This window comes from Vibrio salinus (assembly GCF_021272385.1).
Classification (GTDB): Bacteria; Pseudomonadota; Gammaproteobacteria; order Enterobacterales; family Vibrionaceae; genus Vibrio; species Vibrio salinus.
Map to the genome: position 1 here is coordinate 363,318 of NZ_JAJSDZ010000005.1, position 16,467 is coordinate 379,784.

The window sequence follows — 16,467 nt, forward strand, 5'->3', positions numbered from 1 at the left end:
ATGAAGAATCGGCAAAGAGTACGCCTGAATTAACGAATGTGGCGTTATGATTAAGCACGATGTTCTCGGCCTACTACAATAAAGCAGTAAACGCTCTTCAAAAGGCACATTTCCGGGCAGCCTTTTTGTTTCTATCTGTTACCCACGGTTTTTCTCAACTGAGAAATCCGTTAGACTAGCGAAAGTTATACGAGTAGGAATAACAAAACATATGAAACAACTCATCGACTTTATCCCGCTAATTATCTTTTTCGGCCTGTACAAACTTTATGATATCTACGTTGCGACCGGTGCCCTTATCGTTGCAACCGCTCTTCAAATCATCATTACCTATTTCCTTTACCGCAAAGTAGAAAAAATTCAGTTAATCACTTTCGTACTGGTGGCGGTTTTCGGGGGAATGACCATATTCCTTCACGACGATAACTTCATTAAATGGAAAGTCACTATTGTGTACCTTGTTTTTGCCGGGGGACTAACGATCAGTCATTTAATGGGTAAATCAGCAATCAAAGGCATGCTTGGTAAAGAAATTCATCTTCCAGAAGCGGTCTGGGCAAAAGTAAACTGGGCATGGGTCGGCTATTTTCTTCTATGCGCCATCGTTAATGTATATATCGCTTTCCGTCTTCCTCTGGATGTCTGGGTCAACTTTAAAGTATTCGGTCTGTTAATCTCCACACTGATTTTCACTGTATTGACCGGTGCCTATATTTATAAACACCTCCCCAAAGAAACAAAAGATACTGAGCAATAAGTTACTTACAATATTCACAATTAATCAGTAACCGTTATAATAATGGCTGATTTTAGGCCAAGAGATGGGTTCTCTTGGCTTTTTCGCTCATAGAGCCAATGTGATTGTTTACGGAATAACAAAATGACGACAAATGTTGATGCTCCAAAGGGGCAACTTTTGCTCAGAACTTTAGCCATGCCAGCCGATACCAATGCAAATGGTGATATCTTTGGTGGCTGGATTATGTCTCAAATTGACTTAGCGGGCGGAATTCTTGCCAAAGAAATTTCCAGCGGCCGGACAGTAACGGTTTCAGTGTCGGGAATTACCTTTAAAAAGCCGGTCAAGGTTGGCGATGTAGTCTGTATTTATGGCGACTGTATTAACATCGGCCGCTCCTCCATGTCCATAGAGCTGGAAGTCTGGGTTAAACCCGTCAAAAAAGACGGTGTGGGTGATCGTTTTATGGTTTGTGATGCAACCTTTAACTATGTTGCCATCGATGGTGAAGGCAGACCCCGCACTATTGAAAAATAAATTATGCTTTAACATAAATGAAAAGCTGAGATAATGCTTGTATATTATATGCATATGTCATTGTTAACGTCTGAACTCTCCGGTTCACCCGTAGAATATGAATTGAATTTTTACGTCAAATAAGGATTTTGTTTATGTGGTATGTTATTTTTTCTGAGGATATCGAACACTCATTAGAAAAACGGATGAGTGTTCGTCCAAAACATCTGGAACGCCTGGAAAAACTAAAAAATGAAGGACGTCTTCTCACTGCCGGCCCTATGCCTGCAATTGATTCAGAAAATCCGGGTGAAGCAGGTTTTACAGGGTCTACTGTAATTGCAGATTTTGACTCGTTAGAATCCGCGAAAACCTGGGCTGATGCGGATCCTTACGTTGATGCAGGAGTATATGCTTCTGTCATTGTAAAACCATACAAACAAGTATTTTAATTATGCTATTAAAACGTTTTATCGTTATTTTCCTTTCTCTCTTTATTTTTGCATGTAGTTCCTCAAGCAATGAAGAAAAACAACTGGAGTTACTGGCAATGAACCGGGCCAGTTTAATTGAAGCGGAATTACCTATCGAAGTGGGACCACTTCATATCATGAGAGCCAGCGCAAATAAAAACATTGTCGAAATCATGATGATTTATAACTCTGACAGTAAAGGGGCAAAACCGATAAAACAAGTATTAGCGCAAAGCATTCACTATTACTGTTCAGACAAAACAACACTTACCAATCTCGATATTGGTCTCACATACCGCATAAAAATGCGCAATCCGCGGGGCCAGTTAATGATTGATAAAATCATTAACAAACAAACCTGTGAACCTTTCAATCGTAAGTGATCAAGTAATGGCCTCTTTTGAGGCCATTATACTTATACTACTCAGTCATCACAGACTAATTCCTCTGTGCTTATTGCATAGTTTTCAAATTCACAGACCGGAACAGGCTTGCTATAAAAATAGCCCTGATACAGAAAACATCCGTTTTCTTCCAGATAATGCTTCTGCTCAGCGGTTTCGACGCCCTCAGCAATCACATTTAACCCTAAAGAACGGGCCATGAGAATAATAGTTTTCACTATCGACTGATCATTTAAATCGTCTTCCAGATCATCAATAAACGACCGATCAATTTTTAACTGACTCAATGGTAAACGTTTAAGGTACTGAAGCGAAGAATAGCCGGTTCCAAAGTCATCAAGTGAGAGTAGTACACCGAGTCTTTTCAGCGCTTCAACCTGAGAAACTGTCTTCTCCATGTTGTCAACGAACAACGTCTCTGTAAGCTCAATTTTCAATTTCCCGGGATCGATATGATAACGTTTAATCAACAGGCTGACTTCAGCGACGAACCCCGGCTGACAAAACTGTTTGTAACTGACATTGACAGCCAACGTTAGATTCTTTGTTCTGTCGTCTTTCATCCAGTGGCTAAGCTGTTCACACGATTTTTCCAGTACCCACTCACCAATAGGAATAATTAACCCCGTATCCTCAGCAATTGGGATAAACCGCTCCGGATTAATTAAACCTTTTTTCGGATGTTTCCAGCGAATCAGCACTTCCCCCCCAATAACATGATTAAGATGGTCAACCTGAGGCTGATAAAATAATTCGAATTGCTGTTCCTGCAATGCGGTACGCAGTTCTTTCTCGAGCCGAATCCGGGTCGTCATGTCTTTATGCATCTGGGGGTTATAAAAACAGACTGAATTTTTCCCGGATTGTTTCGCCTGATACATTGAGATATCGGCTTGCTTCATTAATTCAGATGCTGATACATTGCTATCATTAAATAAAATAATTCCGATACTGGCACTGCTATTAAACTGATGCTTATTAATACTGTAAGGGGATGCCAGAGCCTTCAGTATTTTATTACTTACTGTTTTTGATTTTATGGAGGCTTCGACTTCCGTCACCCCCATTCCTGACAAAATAATAATAAATTCATCGCCACCGATACGAGCCAGCGTATCTCCCATCCGGATACAGCCCCGGATACGGGAAGCGGCCTGTTGAAGTAAAAAATCGCCATATTCGTGACCATGGGTATCATTAACGGTTTTAAAGTTATCGATATCAATGAACAACAAAGCATTATAAAACGAATTACGGTCACACATAGCAATCGACTGATTTAACCGATCCACTAACAACCGCCGGTTTGGCAATAACGTCAACGAATCGTAATAAGCAAGCTGAGTAATTTTATCTTCGTGTTCTTTCCTGTCAGTAATATCCTGAACAAAACCTGAAATTTTACAGGGCTCTCCATCATCGCCATAAATCACTTTTCCACGGCATTCAATCCAACGAATTTTATCATCCGCCTGACGAAGAATCTGACATTCAATATGATGTTCCAGACCAGTATCAAAGCTTCGTTTCATTGAACTTAAAAAAGGTTGCCGAAATTCGTCATTCATAATGCTGCAAAGGGTCTTTGTCCCAGCAACCTGACTATCGGGAATTCCCAGCAGACTGTATACCTGAGGCGACCAGTTTGCTACGTTCCCTTTGTATGGAAATGACCAGTGCGCAATCTTTGCATAATCCATCGCCTGCTGTAAGCGTTGCTCACTCTCAGATAACTTACTGAATGTAATGGCTCCGGCTTTAATTTCCCTCATCAGACGTATTGTATTGGCAGCCAAGCTTTTGTAGGCAGTTAATATGACATTAATGGTCGCTTTCGCATCATCGTGCATCTGCAAATCCACCCATCTGGCTGCGACTTCTGGCGACATCCCCTCACGCACGGCTTCAACCAATAATGCCATTCGTTTATCACTTTCCAGAATGTGTGAAGCCAGCCAGCTAGCCAGAAATGACAACAATTCTTCAATCCAGACCTCTTCCGGATAGTGATTCACATTGGCTTTTAAACGGTTAATGGTCTGTATGAAATGGTGGTGACTTTCCTGATGTTCGCTCGTATGCGATGTATCCGGTAATTTTTCGAGCCAGAAATGATCCTCTGTTTCAAAGTGGTAAATTGCATAATCGATAAGCTCATCAATTAACACATCGAAGTCAACGTGAGAACTTTCCAGCGCCATGTATCCGGCCACTTTATTTAATATCTGAACCAGCTTCTTATGTTGCTGATCGATCTCATAAACTCCGGTATTAAAACTGTTATTCCAGGGAAAGATATCTACACGATGCGCTATTTCCATACTGCGGCAACCTTTTATCTATTCTTAATTGATTCAACCATCTGACAAATTTATTAAAGCTCATAGAACACGCCAAGTCGAGTATTCCCAGATGACAGATTGGAATATGTGATATATGACACCAGAAGAATAAGGCTGACACAGGTTACATTTTCCCTCTTCAGATGCTCGACAGACTTTTATAACCTTTATTACCAATAAAAAATAGCCCGCATATGCAGGCTATATCATATAATAAAAAAAGTTAAGCTAATTCTTTACGTAATACTCTGGCCGCAGCCACCATATTTTTTAATGCGGCTCTCGTTTCAGTCCAGCCCCGGGTTTTCAGTCCGCAGTCCGGGTTAACCCAAAGACGCTGATGTGGAATCAACTTTGCGGCTTTTCTCAGTAAAGATGTCATCCACTCAACATCCGGAACATTCGGAGAGTGAATGTCATACACTCCAGGACCAATCTCATTCGGATAGCGGAATTCTCTGAACGCGTCCAGCAGTGCCATATTAGAACGAGACGTTTCAATGGTAATAACATCTGCATCCAAAGCAGATACTGACTCAATGATTTCATTAAACTCACTGTAACACATATGAGTATGAATTTGAGTCTCCGGCCAGGCAGACGCAGCAGACAACCGAAATGCTCTCACCGCCCAGTCCAGATAAGCCTGATGTTCCGTCTGTTTAATTGGTAATCCTTCGCGTAATGCCGGTTCATCAATCTGAATAATACCGATTCCGGCTTTCTGCAAATCATCAACCTCATCTTTAAGTGCCAGAGCAATCTGGAGTGCAACCGTTTCCCGGGAAACATCTTCACGGGGGAAAGTCCAGCCAAGAATGGTCACCGGACCGGTAAGCATCCCTTTCACCGGTCTTTTCGTTAATGACTGAGCGTACTGGCTCCACTCGACCGTCATCGGTGCCGGACGAGTAACATCTTCAACCACTATCGCCGGTTTAACACAACGGGAACCATAACTTTGAACCCATCCGAATTTTGTCGTCTGAAATCCGGAAAGGTTTTCAGCGAAATACTCCACCATATCATTTCGCTCTGCTTCACCATGTACCAGAACGTCTAAATCCAATGCTTCCTGCTCACGGATTGTTCTGGCAATTTCCTGCTGAATAGCCGTTTTATACTCATTTTCAGCCAGCCTGCCCTGTCTGAATGCACTGCGCGTTTTCCGGATATCATCCGTCTGAGGAAACGATCCGATAGTTGTTGTCGGTAGCAGTGGCAATTTCAGCTCTTCCTGCTGATAAGAAACCCGATCACTGTAATCCAGTTTGCGTACACTGTTAGCAGCCGTAAGTCCAGCAATCCTTTCTGCCACTTCTTTTTTGTTAACACGTACATTTTTTTGCCGCTGACGGACAGGGATGCTGTACTCCTCGCAAGCCTTTTGGGCTTTTTCATTCCCATCAAGCGCTTCGCTCAGTAACCGGACTTCTTCAAGCTTCTGATAGGCGAATGCAAACCAGGATCCGGTTTCTACGGATAACGTTTTTTCCAGGGTTAAATCTACCGGACTATGAAGTAATGAGCATGAAGAACCTATCCAGAACTCACGCTCACTAAAATCATTCAGAACAGGAGTAAGCACTGAAAGCCATTTATCCAAATCTGCTTTCCAGACATTACGCCCATTGATGACACCAAGTGAAATAATCCAGGATGCCGGTAATGTTGCAAGCGCATCAGATAACTGCTGCGGAGCGGTAACCAGATCCAGATGGAGGCCATCCACTTTCAGTTCTCCGATGGTTTCCAGAACATGACCGACACCACTAAAATATGTTGCCAATAGCAGTTTTACTGATCCCGACAGTGATTCGTATGTTGGTTTAAACAGATCGAGCCAACTCTCATCCAGTTCCAGAGCCAGAATTGGCTCATCAATCTGAACCCAGTCAACACCAAGTTGCTTTATTCGTTCTAAAATAACCCGGTAAGCGTCAACCAGTGCAGGTAACAAAGCTTTTTTATCAAACGATTTATCCGTTTCATTACCCAGATAAAGATACGTTAAAGGACCAATCAGTACAGGCTTTACTTGATGCCCTAAAGATTGTGCTTCCTGAATTTCATCAAATAGCTGCGTCCACGAGACTTCAAACTTATCATCTTGTGAAAATTCCGGAACAATATAATGATAATTGGTGTTAAACCACTTTGTCATATCAGAGGCGGCCCGGTTCGAACAACCACAACCTGATCCTTCCTTACCCCGGGCAATCGAAAACAGTGTGTCTAACGAAAGTGTCTGGCTGCGGTGACGAGCCGGGATATGACCTAGTAGCAAAGAGGTATTCAGCACGTGATCATACCAGGCAAAATCCCCGACAGTAACGTAACCTAATCCACTTTCTTTTTGTTTGGTCCAGTTATGACGACGTATCGTCTGCCCGGCACTTTCAAGTTCTTGCTGGGAAATTTCACCACGCCAGTAACGTTCAAGAGCAAATTTTAATTCTCTGTGCTCACCAATACGAGGGAAACCTAAAATATGTGTTGTAACCATTGTCCAATCTCCATGAAATAGATGTCTAGATGGCTTTATCTTGGCTAAGTTACCCAAATTCGACAACATCTAAATATTCAACGGGACATTGAATAAAATTCATGTTGATATTTTAAAAATGAAAAACAATACACTTTATCCGACAAAATAGTTTACATTCTCACCATAACTTCGTAAGTTATTCTCATCATGTCAGCCATAATCATAAAAATAAATCATGTTAGAAATAAAACATCTTAAAACACTCATGTCTCTCAGAGATACCGGTTCTCTGACTGCTACCGCCACTGCTTTACATCTGACTCAGTCGGCGTTGTCTCATCAGATTAAAGATCTGGAATCGAGACTTGGCAGTCAGTTGTTCTTAAGAAAAACCAGACCGGTAAAATTTACGTCTGAAGGTGAAATATTGCTCAATCTCGCCGATGACGTGTTACCGAAACTAGCCCGGGCAGAAAACGAACTTGCCAGCCTGAAAGAAGATGTCAACGGACGGTTGCATATGGCAATCGAATGTCATTCCTGCTTTCAGTGGCTTATGCCGGCATTACGTGAGTATCAGATCACCTGGCCCAGTGTCACTCTGGACTTTTCTTCCGGCTTTGGGTTCGAACCCCTGCCAGCGCTTCTTGCCGGAGAATTGGATCTGGTCATCACATCCGATATTCTCCCACGCTCTGAAGTCCACTATGAGCCCTTGTTTGATTTTGAAATGCGGCTTATAACCTCATCGAATCACCCACTTGCAGAAAAAGAATCGATCATACCCGGCGATCTGGCGGAAGAGACGATGCTCTCCTACCCTGTACAAAAACAACGTCTGGATGTGGTCAAGCATTTCCTGCAACCAGCAGGAATAGAACCCCATAAATGGAAGCAGGCAGATAATACTTTAATGCTGGTACAGATGGTGTCTGCCGGCCTTGGCGTTGCAGCGCTGCCAAACTGGGCAATCAGTGAATTTTCCCGTCAGGGACTCATTGTCAGTAAACCGCTGGGTAAAGGCTTATGGCGTCGTCTCTTTGCTGCGGTCAGACACAGTGATAAAGACAAACGATACCTTCAGGCATTCTTTGCTACGGCCCGTCAGCAAAGTAAAACACACCTGGATGGCATAAAAATGGCGTAAAAATAAAAAACCGGCATGACCATCACCTGTCAGCCGGTTTTTAATATGGTTTTGTAGCAAAAGAAATCAGAGCACTTTTGCTAAAAACTGTTTCAAACGAGGATGAGCCGGATTATCAAATACTTTATCCGGAGAGTCATCAACCAGCAATGCACCGTCTTCCATAAATAACACCCGATCAGCCACTTCTTTTGCAAAGCCCATTTCGTGTGTCACTATGGCCATGGTCATGCCTTCTTTAGCAAGCCCTTTAATCACATCCAGAACTTCTCCGACCATCTCAGGGTCAAGTGCAGATGTCGGTTCATCAAACAACATAAGATCTGGTTGCATCGCAAGAGAACGGGCAATGGCCACACGCTGCTGCTGACCACCAGATAAATGAGAAGGATAGTTATTCATGCGATCAGCAAGACCAACCCGCTTCATTAGAGATTTAGCTTCTTCCTCTACCTGCTTAAGCGGTCTTTTCGCCACTTTCAACGGTGCGAGCATGACATTCTCTAATGCCGTTTTATGTGGAAACAGATTGAAACTCTGAAATACCATACCAACATTCTGACGCAACTGGTTAATGTTTGTTGATTTATCGTACATATCAACACCATCAACAAAAATCGAACCGCTGCTAATCTCTTCCAACTGATTCAGTGTTCTCAAAAATGTCGATTTACCGGAACCTGAAGGCCCGATAATAGCCACAACTTCACCGCGTTTTATCGATGCTGTGACCGATTTCAGTGCATGGCAACCGTTTGAATAGAACTTATCTACCTCGGTCGCGACTACCATATCCGTTCCGTCATATTCTCTAGTCACTGGCTGATAACCTCTTTTCTAAACGTTGTATTGCCCAGGATAAACTACCTGTTACCACTAAATACAAAGCAGCAACAGTAAACCATACTTCAAACGGCGCAAAACTACCACTTACCACTTCCCGTCCGGCTTTTGTCAGATCGGTAATGGAAATAACAGAAACCAGCGAAGAATCTTTAATCAGGTTAATAAATTGTCCGGCTAGTGGCGGCAGCGTTCTTTTAAAAGCCTGAGGAAGCACAACGTACGTCATCGCCTGAGAGTATGTCATCCCGAGTGAACGAGCGGCTTCCATCTGACCAACAGCGACCGATTGTATCCCGGCACGAATGATTTCAACAACATAGGCACCGGTAAAGATTGACAGGGCAACGACACCCGCAGTAAAACGATCAAGGTTTAACACCGTTCCAATAAAGAAATAGACAATAAAAATCTGAACCAGTAACGGCGTTCCACGAATAATTTCAACATAGGTCAGGGATAAATTCCGGGCCGTAATGTTTTTCGATACCCTCATTAATCCAAAAATCAGCCCCAGAATAATGGCGAAAAACAGAGAAATAAACGATATTTTTACTGTTACCCATAATCCATTTGCGATAGGCCCGAATTTCCATTCTTTCAGATAAGCGACCGTATCCCCTTCAAAGATCAAATCACCATCACCAACCGCTAACTTGTCATATTTTTTTATAACCTGTGGTGTATCCTGATTATCGAACTGGATTGTCAACGTCCCGTTATTCAGCGAGGCAACCCCATCCGACTCAGCCCGAATGCTTTGCATCTCGGTATTAATGACGTATGGCCACAACCTTTCCCAGTGCCAGTTATAATTAATGGTCTTACCTGAGAAGTAGATACCGCCAACCAATATCAACATGATAAGAACATACAGGCCATGTCCTATCAGGCGACCGGATTTAGAATTCATTACAAAATTACTCTTACTTTATAGATAAAGTCGAGCAGACTTTCGTCTGCTCAACACTTTAGGAATTGTCTCTGATTTACTGAACCTGTTTCAGCCAGCTATCTGATTCAAACCACTTGTTATAGATACGCTGATATGTACCATCACCTTTGATTTGACGCAAATAGTTATTCAGGAAATTCAGGAAGTTTGGATCGTCCTGCTTGATTGCAAACGCAAGCGGTTCGTAAGTAAACGGTTTATCCAAATGTTTCAGTTGGTCTTTATGCTGTGAGTTATAGATAGCGTTATACGGGAAATCATACACAAACGCATCCGCTTTACCATTGGTGACCTGAAGTACAGCATCAACTTCTGTATCAAAAAGGCTTAATTTCGCTCTTGGAATATAGTTTTTAGCCGCTTCTGCACCTGTTGTTCCCAATTTAGTGGCAATAGTATATTTAGAGTTGTTCAAATCTTTATACGTTTTTACTTTGCCTTCCAGTTTAGGAGATAAAAGGATGGACTGACCAATAACAATGTACGGGTCAGCAAAGTTAACTTTCAGGTTACGTTCCGGTGTCACGGTCATACCCGCAATAATAATATCGCACTTGTCTGTCTGAAGCGCAGGAATGATGCCATCCCACGCCGTATTAACAGGCACGTATTTAACACCGATAGAACGCGCCATATGCTTGCTCAAATCGATATCAAAACCAACAAAACGACCATCTTTGGTTTTCATTTCAAAAGGCATATAACCCGCATCAAAACACACTTTCATTTCACCCGATGAAATGATGTGTTCCAGTGTTGATTCCGCAGCAAAACTTTGAGCGCTTAACAGAGTTGAACCAGCTAAAACAACGCCGGCAACAGCAGTCTTAATGAACTTTTTCATAACATTCCTTAGTTATATTAAATATGTTGAGTTTCAACAATTCTCATTCCGTAATTGCAATGTTGTGCTATTTTTATTATTTCAAACCAATTTATATAGTGATATTACCTCAAAATCTACAGAAAACTGGTGTTTTAGTGACTAAGTATCGCATACTCGTCTAATTTTTATTCATCCGGACCAAAATCAGGCCAGAACCGTGTCTAATTCAGCCAGCAAATCATCGGTTCGTTCCAAACCGATAGATAACCTGAATACTCCCTCTCCGGCCATTTCCCGGTAATCTTTTTCCTGCTGGTCAGTAAAAGAATACGATGTCTTAATTAATTCATCACTATCCAGATATACAACCAGACTTCTCTGATGACCAATTGAAAACGCATGCAAAAACAGTTTAGCTTCGTTTAAAAACCGGTGAAGTATCTGCGAAGGTTCAGTAACCTGAAAACTAATAATACCGCCAAACAAATCCATCTGCTGGCGTGCAAGCTCATATTGAGGATGTGATGGTAAGCCGGGATAATTCACTCTTTTTACTTTTGGATGTTTTTCCAGCCACCGGGCGATTTCCAATGCAGAATCAGACAATGTTTTCATTCTGGGATAAAACGTATCAGCACCACGCATAATCAACCAGGCACTGTGAGCCGGTAAGCTGGCGCCCAGGTAAACACCGGCATGCGCCCGGATCTTAGCAATAAGAAGATGGCTACCACTGACACTTCCTCCCATAGCATCACCATGTCCATTGATAAACTTAGTCAGAGAATGAATCACCAAATCCGCACCCAGTTGTGAAGGGCAAGTGGCGGCTGGAGTTGCAAATGTTGAATCAACACAAAACAGAAGACCGCGCTTTTTCGTCACCAACGAAACGGCATGGATATCCGTTAAACGCAATAAGGGATTACATGGCGTCTCGGCATAAACAATTTTTGTATTGGGTTTGATGGCCTGCTCCAGTTCATCTGGCCGGGTCAGATTAACAACGCTGACGTCAATGCCGTAACCTGGCAGAGCATCTCTGACAAATTCACTGACAGCGGCATAAATGACATCACTCAGGATTATGTGATCACCCGCTTTCAGAAGTGACAACAGCGTTCCGGAGATAGCAGCCATACCGCTTGCGGTAACCAGTGTATCTTCGGTTTTTTCCAGAACACTTAATTTGTTCTCCAGTTGCCTGACCGTCGGATTACTCCAACCGGCATACACAAACGGAGCCGTTGTTAAGTCATCCATCCCTTTTGCAGAAAAATCGCCAAAGTTGGGATCATAAATATTGTTAACCGACATACTGATATCAGGGGCAATGGCACCATGTTGCGTATTTAACGGTAAACCGCCGTTCACAGCATAAGTTTCAGGCCCGTAATCCATCTCTTTCATAAAAACACAATACTCAGTTTCACTACATTTTGGTTATGTATTAGTATCTGAAATCTGATTGCTGATGAACGGTATTATTGATATAAAAAATGAAGAAATTCATCATGGAATCGATGATAATGATGAAAAGCAGGCACGCAGGACCCGGTGAGACGATTACATGGCAATAATTGACGATTTCGACAAAGAAATATTGAAAGTAGTACAGAGAAACTGTCGGGTACCAAGCGAATTAATAGCGGAACAAGTGGGTTTGTCCGCATCAGCCGTGCAGCGGCGTCTGAAAAAACTCCGTCAGGAAGGAGTAATTCGCCGGGAAACGGCCATTGTTGAACCGGACACGTTTCCGGAAACCATCACCTTTGTTACTTCGGTCGAAATAGACAGAGATAACTATACTGCTTTAAAACAGTTCAATCAGTGGGCACAGAGTGAAGAACGTATTCAGCAAAGCTTTTACGTCACCGGAGATTTTGATCTGGTACTGATTATTAAAGCCAATAGCACAAAACTGTACGATCAGCTCATCCAATCGATGATGGACAAGCATCCAAATATAAAACGGGTAAACACACAGGTTGTTCTGGACGTCCCTAAACAATCTCTTGAGCTGCCATTATAAAAAGGCCATGACGATGGTTCATCATCATGGCCTGCAGAAAACTACTGAGATTTAAATTGATTGGTTAATGGGTCGTATTTGAACCCCACCACAGAAAGTTTATCTCTCACATTCTTAATATCAAGTTCATAAGTCGATGCTAAATCTTCCAGATTAGAACATTCCAATCTTAATTTCTCATTGACAATTCCAAGTAAAATATGACCATCGAGCTGACTGGCATTACTTAAATCCATAGCGGCACTCCTGCATGATAACCACGTATTTAAGCTTAGTCGTTCATCATCAGAATTCACCACCAGACAACAGAATTGTTAAGTGTGACTAAAAATACATCTGATGAAATCCAATCACCGAAATTAACATCAGCACACTGGCAACTGAGATCTGAACTTTGTGGATTTTACGGGTTGTAATAAGATGCCAGCACCAGACAACCGTCGCAATCATCAGCACAGCAAAATTAAAGAAAATCGTCCCCATATACTGTTGCAGGGTTTCCTCATTAATTGAAAAAGCAAAAGGAACCAAAATCATGGCAACTGCCATTGCCAGAAAAATACCGCTGACAGGAAGCAGCTTATGAAATGCCTGAAGACGACTGTTAGCAAAAGCCAGCATCCAATGTGCCCCTATTAGCCCCAACATCAGGGTTTCTAACAGTACGAACCCGCTCGCAACCCATCCTTGCGCCAGAACCATCTGATAAATGATGATGCAAACCGAAATAACATTCGCAAGATACAAAGCCATTAATGGCCCAGACTTACGGCTCTTACCCATCTTGACCTTCCAGATAAAGAAACCTATCAACAGTACATTGACCAGAACAAAAGGCAGTTTTATTGCTGCGAGCAGCCAGATAATTGCAGGTACTGGCAATACTTTATGAATACGGCCACGCTGACCGGGACAGATTTGCCCCTTTTTCAACACAGTCGTAATGATCAACAGCATACCGGTTGCCAAAGGAGGTAAAACAGAAAGAATAGAATCAAGCATAACCAGAGTATCACGTAAAAAATTTACCAAATACTATCAAAAACAACAGCCATCTCCTACTCATTCACAACGGGTAATAAGAACTTTAACTAATTGTTATTATATGCCATAAAAAGGCCAGATTGATGTTTATAACAAACCCTTTTGATATCCTCTGACAGAAATATCTCCTCTCATTCACTACCTGGCCGTCCTACACCCTCTTTCCATCTCATAAATGAGACAAAAATCCAAAGTGTCCATTGAAATGGCTAAATGAGATACAGAACACACTACGATGAAAATTTACTGACTAGACTAAAAATTAGCCAACAAAGCTGAACACCAAATCAGATGCTAACTCTGGCTAAAAATATCAGACTAGCTTCTGTTCTCTCAACCAGGACTATTTCAGCCGTAAAGGATGACAAGATGAAACGATTGATAACAACGTTAAGCCTTGCCGTTGCAAGCTACTTTTTCTTTTTCCAGACAGCATTTGCTACAACCGTTGAATACTGGACAACACAAACCCAATCTGACCGCCTGCAAACCATTCAGGTAATGGCAGATGTTTTTACTGCTCTTCACCCGGATATTCATGTCAAAGTCGTTGCCATTGATGAAAATGATGTCCCAAAACAAATGGCGGCTGCTGCTGCATCGAACACCCTGCCTAACGTGATTGAGGTGGGATCAAACCTCTCTCTGGCATTTGCAGAACAAGGGATCATCGATCTGGCAGCAACAACCGATGTAGTGAATGCAATTGGAAAAAATCGCTTCTATCAAGGCGCACTAAAGTTGGTAGAAGATCCCGTTAAACAAGAATATGTTGCCGTTCCTTATCGTGGTTGGGTTCAGGGAATATGGTACCGTGCAGACTGGTTTAAAAAAGCGGGTCTGGCACCACCAACGACCTGGGAAGCTATAGAAAAAGCCGCTAAGTATTTCTACAAACCGGGAAAAAACCAGTACGGCATATTAATCGGCACCAAAGCGGATAGCTATGCTGAACAGGTATATACCCAGTTTGCTTTATCGGACAATGCTCCGTTATTTAATGAAGAGGGGCAACTGGTCTTTGACTCAAAAGCACAAAAAGAGGTGCTGGATTTCTACAAACAACTCGCCAGATATAACCCTCCCGGCCCTCAAACATGGCGGGCCCGCGACTACTATCTGCAGGGAAAGCTGGCGATGTTTTTCTATTCAACCTACATCATGGATGACCTTGCTCTGGCAGAAGCCGCCGCCAGTTCTCTTGGCAGCGATAACTTTGCTGACCTCAAAGGGGCGGCATTTGACCCTGAATTGGTAAAAAATACCCGGCTCGCACCAACCATCACTCATAAATCCCCGTCCACATTCGGGACACTAAATGGCTTTTCTGTGATGGCAAAGCAAAGCAAAGAAGATCTCGAAGCCAGTAAAGCATTCATAGAATACATGAACGAAAAAGATCAAGTGGTGGCCTATTCTCATATGGCCGTTGGAGGTCATCTGCCTATGCTGAAAGACATCGCTCAGTCCAATGAGTTTATGAACGACCCCAAAGGCATTTTTAATCGTTATGGCAAAAAGCAGGTACAAGCGATCATCGCCGGATTCGAAAACATCAAAAATTTTGCCATTGTCGATGGTAAAGCTTTCCCGAAAGCCGGGGAGATTTTCTCAAAGCAGATCATTCCACGTATGATCTACAAAGCTGTAATAGAAAACGAGGATACCCAAAAATCTCTTGACTGGGCAGAACAACAGATGAAACAGATCGTCGATAAAAAATAGGAATATAGAGACGCACAAGAAATTTCCAAACTCTTTAAAACCGACGAAATCGACAAGGAAGAAACGATGACGCCATTGGAAAAGTCCGAAGCAAGATTGGGGTGGCAGTTAGTATCTCCGACACTGGGAATCATCGGGCTACTGATTTTCTACCCAATTGCTTTTAATATTTACCTGAGTTTTTTTGACGTCCGGTTAGATGGGAACAAAAGTTTTGTCGGTCTGGATAATTACCTCAGGTTACTATCGAACCCGGATTACTACTCTTCTATCGGTACGACAGCAATCTACCTTGTCGGTACCGTATCCGGTACAACTCTGCTTGGATTAGCAGTAGCACTTCTGATGCGCCAACCTTTCCGGGGACGTGGGTTAGTCAGTGCGGCCATATTAATGCCCTACTTTGCACCGGTTATCTCCGTTGTGTTTGGCTGGCAATTCTTATTCGATCCGGTCAATGGGGTATTCAACTGGATCATGGTTGATGTACTTCACCTTTGGCAATCAAGGGAAAATCTCATCGGAAACCCTGATTCTGCTGTTTGGATCGTAGTGATTTTCGACATCTGGAAACATTTTCCGATCGCTTACCTGCTGATTTTATCCAAGCTAACTTCTATCCCGAACGATCAATACGAAGCTGCTGCGATTGATGGCTACGGCCCGTTCGGACGCTTTATTCACGTCACCTTACCAGAGATTTATTTTGTCCTCGCGACCGTCGTGATTCTGCGCTTGATCTGGAACCTGAACCGTTTTGAAGACGTTTTCCTACTTGCTCCCAACGTACAGACACTGCCGGTATTCACTTATTATCAGGCCTTTACCGGAGTAATCGATCAGGGACTTGCAGCAGCAACATCTGTCATCCAGTTTGTGGTGCTCTGCGTTTTAATTTGGTTCTACGTTAAAAAAGTGTTGCGGTGGTAAAAG

At 42.6% G+C, this 16,467-nt stretch carries 16 protein-coding genes; 8 read left to right on the top strand and 8 right to left on the bottom strand.

The annotated features are described in order from the left end of the window. Positions 1–211: 211 nt before the first annotated feature. The 4 genes from LRQ06_RS01790 (at position 212) to LRQ06_RS01805 (ending at position 2,111) form a co-directional block, all read left to right on the top strand. Entirely contained in the window at positions 212–757 is a 546-nt protein-coding gene (locus tag LRQ06_RS01790) for a septation protein A (protein WP_232764730.1), read from the top strand. Between the two features lie 123 nt (positions 758–880). Continuing rightward, positions 881–1,276 carry an acyl-CoA thioester hydrolase YciA gene (yciA, locus tag LRQ06_RS01795; protein ID WP_232764731.1) on the top strand — a complete coding sequence of 132 codons (396 nt, stop codon included), beginning with the start codon at positions 881–883 and terminating at the stop codon, positions 1,274–1,276. A gap of 134 nt (positions 1,277–1,410) precedes the next feature. Beyond that, positions 1,411–1,707: a YciI family protein gene (locus LRQ06_RS01800; RefSeq protein WP_232764732.1), complete on the top strand. Its 297-nt coding sequence runs from the start codon at positions 1,411–1,413 to the stop codon at positions 1,705–1,707. 2 nt (positions 1,708–1,709) lie between these two features. After that, positions 1,710–2,111: a GspS/AspS pilotin family protein gene (locus LRQ06_RS01805; RefSeq protein WP_232764733.1), complete on the top strand. Its 402-nt coding sequence runs from the start codon at positions 1,710–1,712 to the stop codon at positions 2,109–2,111. A 41-nt stretch (positions 2,112–2,152) separates the two neighbouring features. Here LRQ06_RS01805 and LRQ06_RS01810 read toward each other — a convergent pair whose 3' ends face one another. Both LRQ06_RS01810 and metE read right to left on the bottom strand, forming a co-directional pair. Then, on the bottom strand, positions 2,153–4,453 hold the full coding sequence (locus tag LRQ06_RS01810) for an EAL domain-containing protein (protein WP_232764734.1): 2,301 nt from the start codon (positions 4,451–4,453) through the stop codon (positions 2,153–2,155). Between the two features lie 244 nt (positions 4,454–4,697). Continuing rightward, positions 4,698–6,980, bottom strand: a complete 2,283-nt coding sequence (metE, locus tag LRQ06_RS01815; protein ID WP_232764735.1) for a 5-methyltetrahydropteroyltriglutamate--homocysteine S-methyltransferase — start codon at positions 6,978–6,980, stop codon at positions 4,698–4,700. A 217-nt stretch (positions 6,981–7,197) separates the two neighbouring features. Between metE and metR the strand changes: the two genes are divergently transcribed. After that, positions 7,198–8,109, top strand: coding sequence for an HTH-type transcriptional regulator MetR (gene metR / locus LRQ06_RS01820; RefSeq protein WP_232764736.1), 912 nt, complete (start codon positions 7,198–7,200; stop codon positions 8,107–8,109). 66 nt (positions 8,110–8,175) lie between these two features. Here the strand turns inward: metR and LRQ06_RS01825 are convergent, their stop codons facing one another. The 4 genes from LRQ06_RS01825 to LRQ06_RS01840 all read right to left on the bottom strand — a co-directional run bounded on the left by LRQ06_RS01825 (position 8,176) and on the right by LRQ06_RS01840 (position 12,143). Further along, positions 8,176–8,901 (bottom strand): amino acid ABC transporter ATP-binding protein, encoded by a 726-nt coding sequence (locus LRQ06_RS01825; protein ID WP_232765453.1) that lies wholly within the window; start codon positions 8,899–8,901, stop codon positions 8,176–8,178. Between the two features lie 19 nt (positions 8,902–8,920). Continuing rightward, the gene (locus LRQ06_RS01830; RefSeq protein ID WP_232764737.1) at positions 8,921–9,865 is read right to left on the bottom strand and encodes an amino acid ABC transporter permease; all 945 of its coding nucleotides are present in this window, start codon (positions 9,863–9,865) and stop codon (positions 8,921–8,923) included. A 76-nt stretch (positions 9,866–9,941) separates the two neighbouring features. After that, positions 9,942–10,751 (bottom strand): transporter substrate-binding domain-containing protein, encoded by an 810-nt coding sequence (locus LRQ06_RS01835; RefSeq protein WP_232764738.1) that lies wholly within the window; start codon positions 10,749–10,751, stop codon positions 9,942–9,944. Between the two features lie 186 nt (positions 10,752–10,937). After that, positions 10,938–12,143: a trans-sulfuration enzyme family protein gene (locus LRQ06_RS01840; protein ID WP_232764739.1), complete on the bottom strand. Its 1,206-nt coding sequence runs from the start codon at positions 12,141–12,143 to the stop codon at positions 10,938–10,940. Positions 12,144–12,303: 160 nt separating this feature from the next. Here LRQ06_RS01840 and LRQ06_RS01845 point away from each other — a divergent pair, with 160 nt between their 5' ends. Further along, entirely contained in the window at positions 12,304–12,765 is a 462-nt protein-coding gene (locus LRQ06_RS01845) for an Lrp/AsnC family transcriptional regulator (RefSeq protein WP_232764740.1), read from the top strand. A 41-nt stretch (positions 12,766–12,806) separates the two neighbouring features. On the opposite strand, the gene LRQ06_RS01850 is transcribed toward LRQ06_RS01845, so the two are convergent. Together LRQ06_RS01850 and LRQ06_RS01855 are read right to left on the bottom strand one after the other, a co-directional pair. Beyond that, the gene (locus LRQ06_RS01850) at positions 12,807–13,001 is read right to left on the bottom strand and encodes a DUF4250 domain-containing protein (RefSeq protein WP_232764741.1); all 195 of its coding nucleotides are present in this window, start codon (positions 12,999–13,001) and stop codon (positions 12,807–12,809) included. 88 nt (positions 13,002–13,089) lie between these two features. Further along, a complete protein-coding gene (locus LRQ06_RS01855; protein ID WP_232764742.1) occupies positions 13,090–13,767 on the bottom strand; it encodes an HI_1241 family integral membrane domain in 678 nt (225 codons plus the stop codon). 411 nt (positions 13,768–14,178) lie between these two features. Between LRQ06_RS01855 and LRQ06_RS01860 the strand changes: the two genes are divergently transcribed. Together LRQ06_RS01860 and LRQ06_RS01865 are read left to right on the top strand one after the other, a co-directional pair. Continuing rightward, positions 14,179–15,534 (top strand): ABC transporter substrate-binding protein, encoded by a 1,356-nt coding sequence (locus LRQ06_RS01860; RefSeq protein ID WP_232764743.1) that lies wholly within the window; start codon positions 14,179–14,181, stop codon positions 15,532–15,534. Between the two features lie 66 nt (positions 15,535–15,600). Then, positions 15,601–16,464 (top strand): carbohydrate ABC transporter permease, encoded by an 864-nt coding sequence (locus tag LRQ06_RS01865; RefSeq protein WP_232764744.1) that lies wholly within the window; start codon positions 15,601–15,603, stop codon positions 16,462–16,464. Positions 16,465–16,467: the final 3 nt, after the last annotated feature.

Excerpts from the sequence above, each read along its gene's own strand:
- metE (WP_232764735.1), bottom strand. The coding sequence starts at position 6,980 with ATGGTTACAACACATATTTTAGGTTTCCCTCGTATTGGTGAGCACAGA.
- LRQ06_RS01825 (WP_232765453.1), bottom strand. The coding sequence starts at position 8,901 with ATGGTAGTCGCGACCGAGGTAGATAAGTTCTATTCAAACGGTTGCCAT.
- LRQ06_RS01840 (WP_232764739.1), bottom strand. The coding sequence starts at position 12,143 with ATGAAAGAGATGGATTACGGGCCTGAAACTTATGCTGTGAACGGCGGT.
- LRQ06_RS01865 (WP_232764744.1), top strand. The coding sequence starts at position 15,601 with ATGACGCCATTGGAAAAGTCCGAAGCAAGATTGGGGTGGCAGTTAGTA.
- LRQ06_RS01805 (WP_232764733.1), top strand. The coding sequence starts at position 1,710 with ATGCTATTAAAACGTTTTATCGTTATTTTCCTTTCTCTCTTTATTTTT.
- LRQ06_RS01850 (WP_232764741.1), bottom strand. The coding sequence starts at position 13,001 with ATGGATTTAAGTAATGCCAGTCAGCTCGATGGTCATATTTTACTTGGA.
- LRQ06_RS01790 (WP_232764730.1), top strand. The coding sequence starts at position 212 with ATGAAACAACTCATCGACTTTATCCCGCTAATTATCTTTTTCGGCCTG.
- LRQ06_RS01835 (WP_232764738.1), bottom strand. The coding sequence starts at position 10,751 with ATGAAAAAGTTCATTAAGACTGCTGTTGCCGGCGTTGTTTTAGCTGGT.
- LRQ06_RS01855 (WP_232764742.1), bottom strand. The coding sequence starts at position 13,767 with ATGCTTGATTCTATTCTTTCTGTTTTACCTCCTTTGGCAACCGGTATG.
- LRQ06_RS01810 (WP_232764734.1), bottom strand. The coding sequence starts at position 4,453 with ATGGAAATAGCGCATCGTGTAGATATCTTTCCCTGGAATAACAGTTTT.
- LRQ06_RS01845 (WP_232764740.1), top strand. The coding sequence starts at position 12,304 with ATGGCAATAATTGACGATTTCGACAAAGAAATATTGAAAGTAGTACAG.
- LRQ06_RS01800 (WP_232764732.1), top strand. The coding sequence starts at position 1,411 with ATGTGGTATGTTATTTTTTCTGAGGATATCGAACACTCATTAGAAAAA.
- metR (WP_232764736.1), top strand. The coding sequence starts at position 7,198 with ATGTTAGAAATAAAACATCTTAAAACACTCATGTCTCTCAGAGATACC.
- yciA (WP_232764731.1), top strand. The coding sequence starts at position 881 with ATGACGACAAATGTTGATGCTCCAAAGGGGCAACTTTTGCTCAGAACT.
- LRQ06_RS01860 (WP_232764743.1), top strand. The coding sequence starts at position 14,179 with ATGAAACGATTGATAACAACGTTAAGCCTTGCCGTTGCAAGCTACTTT.
- LRQ06_RS01830 (WP_232764737.1), bottom strand. The coding sequence starts at position 9,865 with ATGAATTCTAAATCCGGTCGCCTGATAGGACATGGCCTGTATGTTCTT.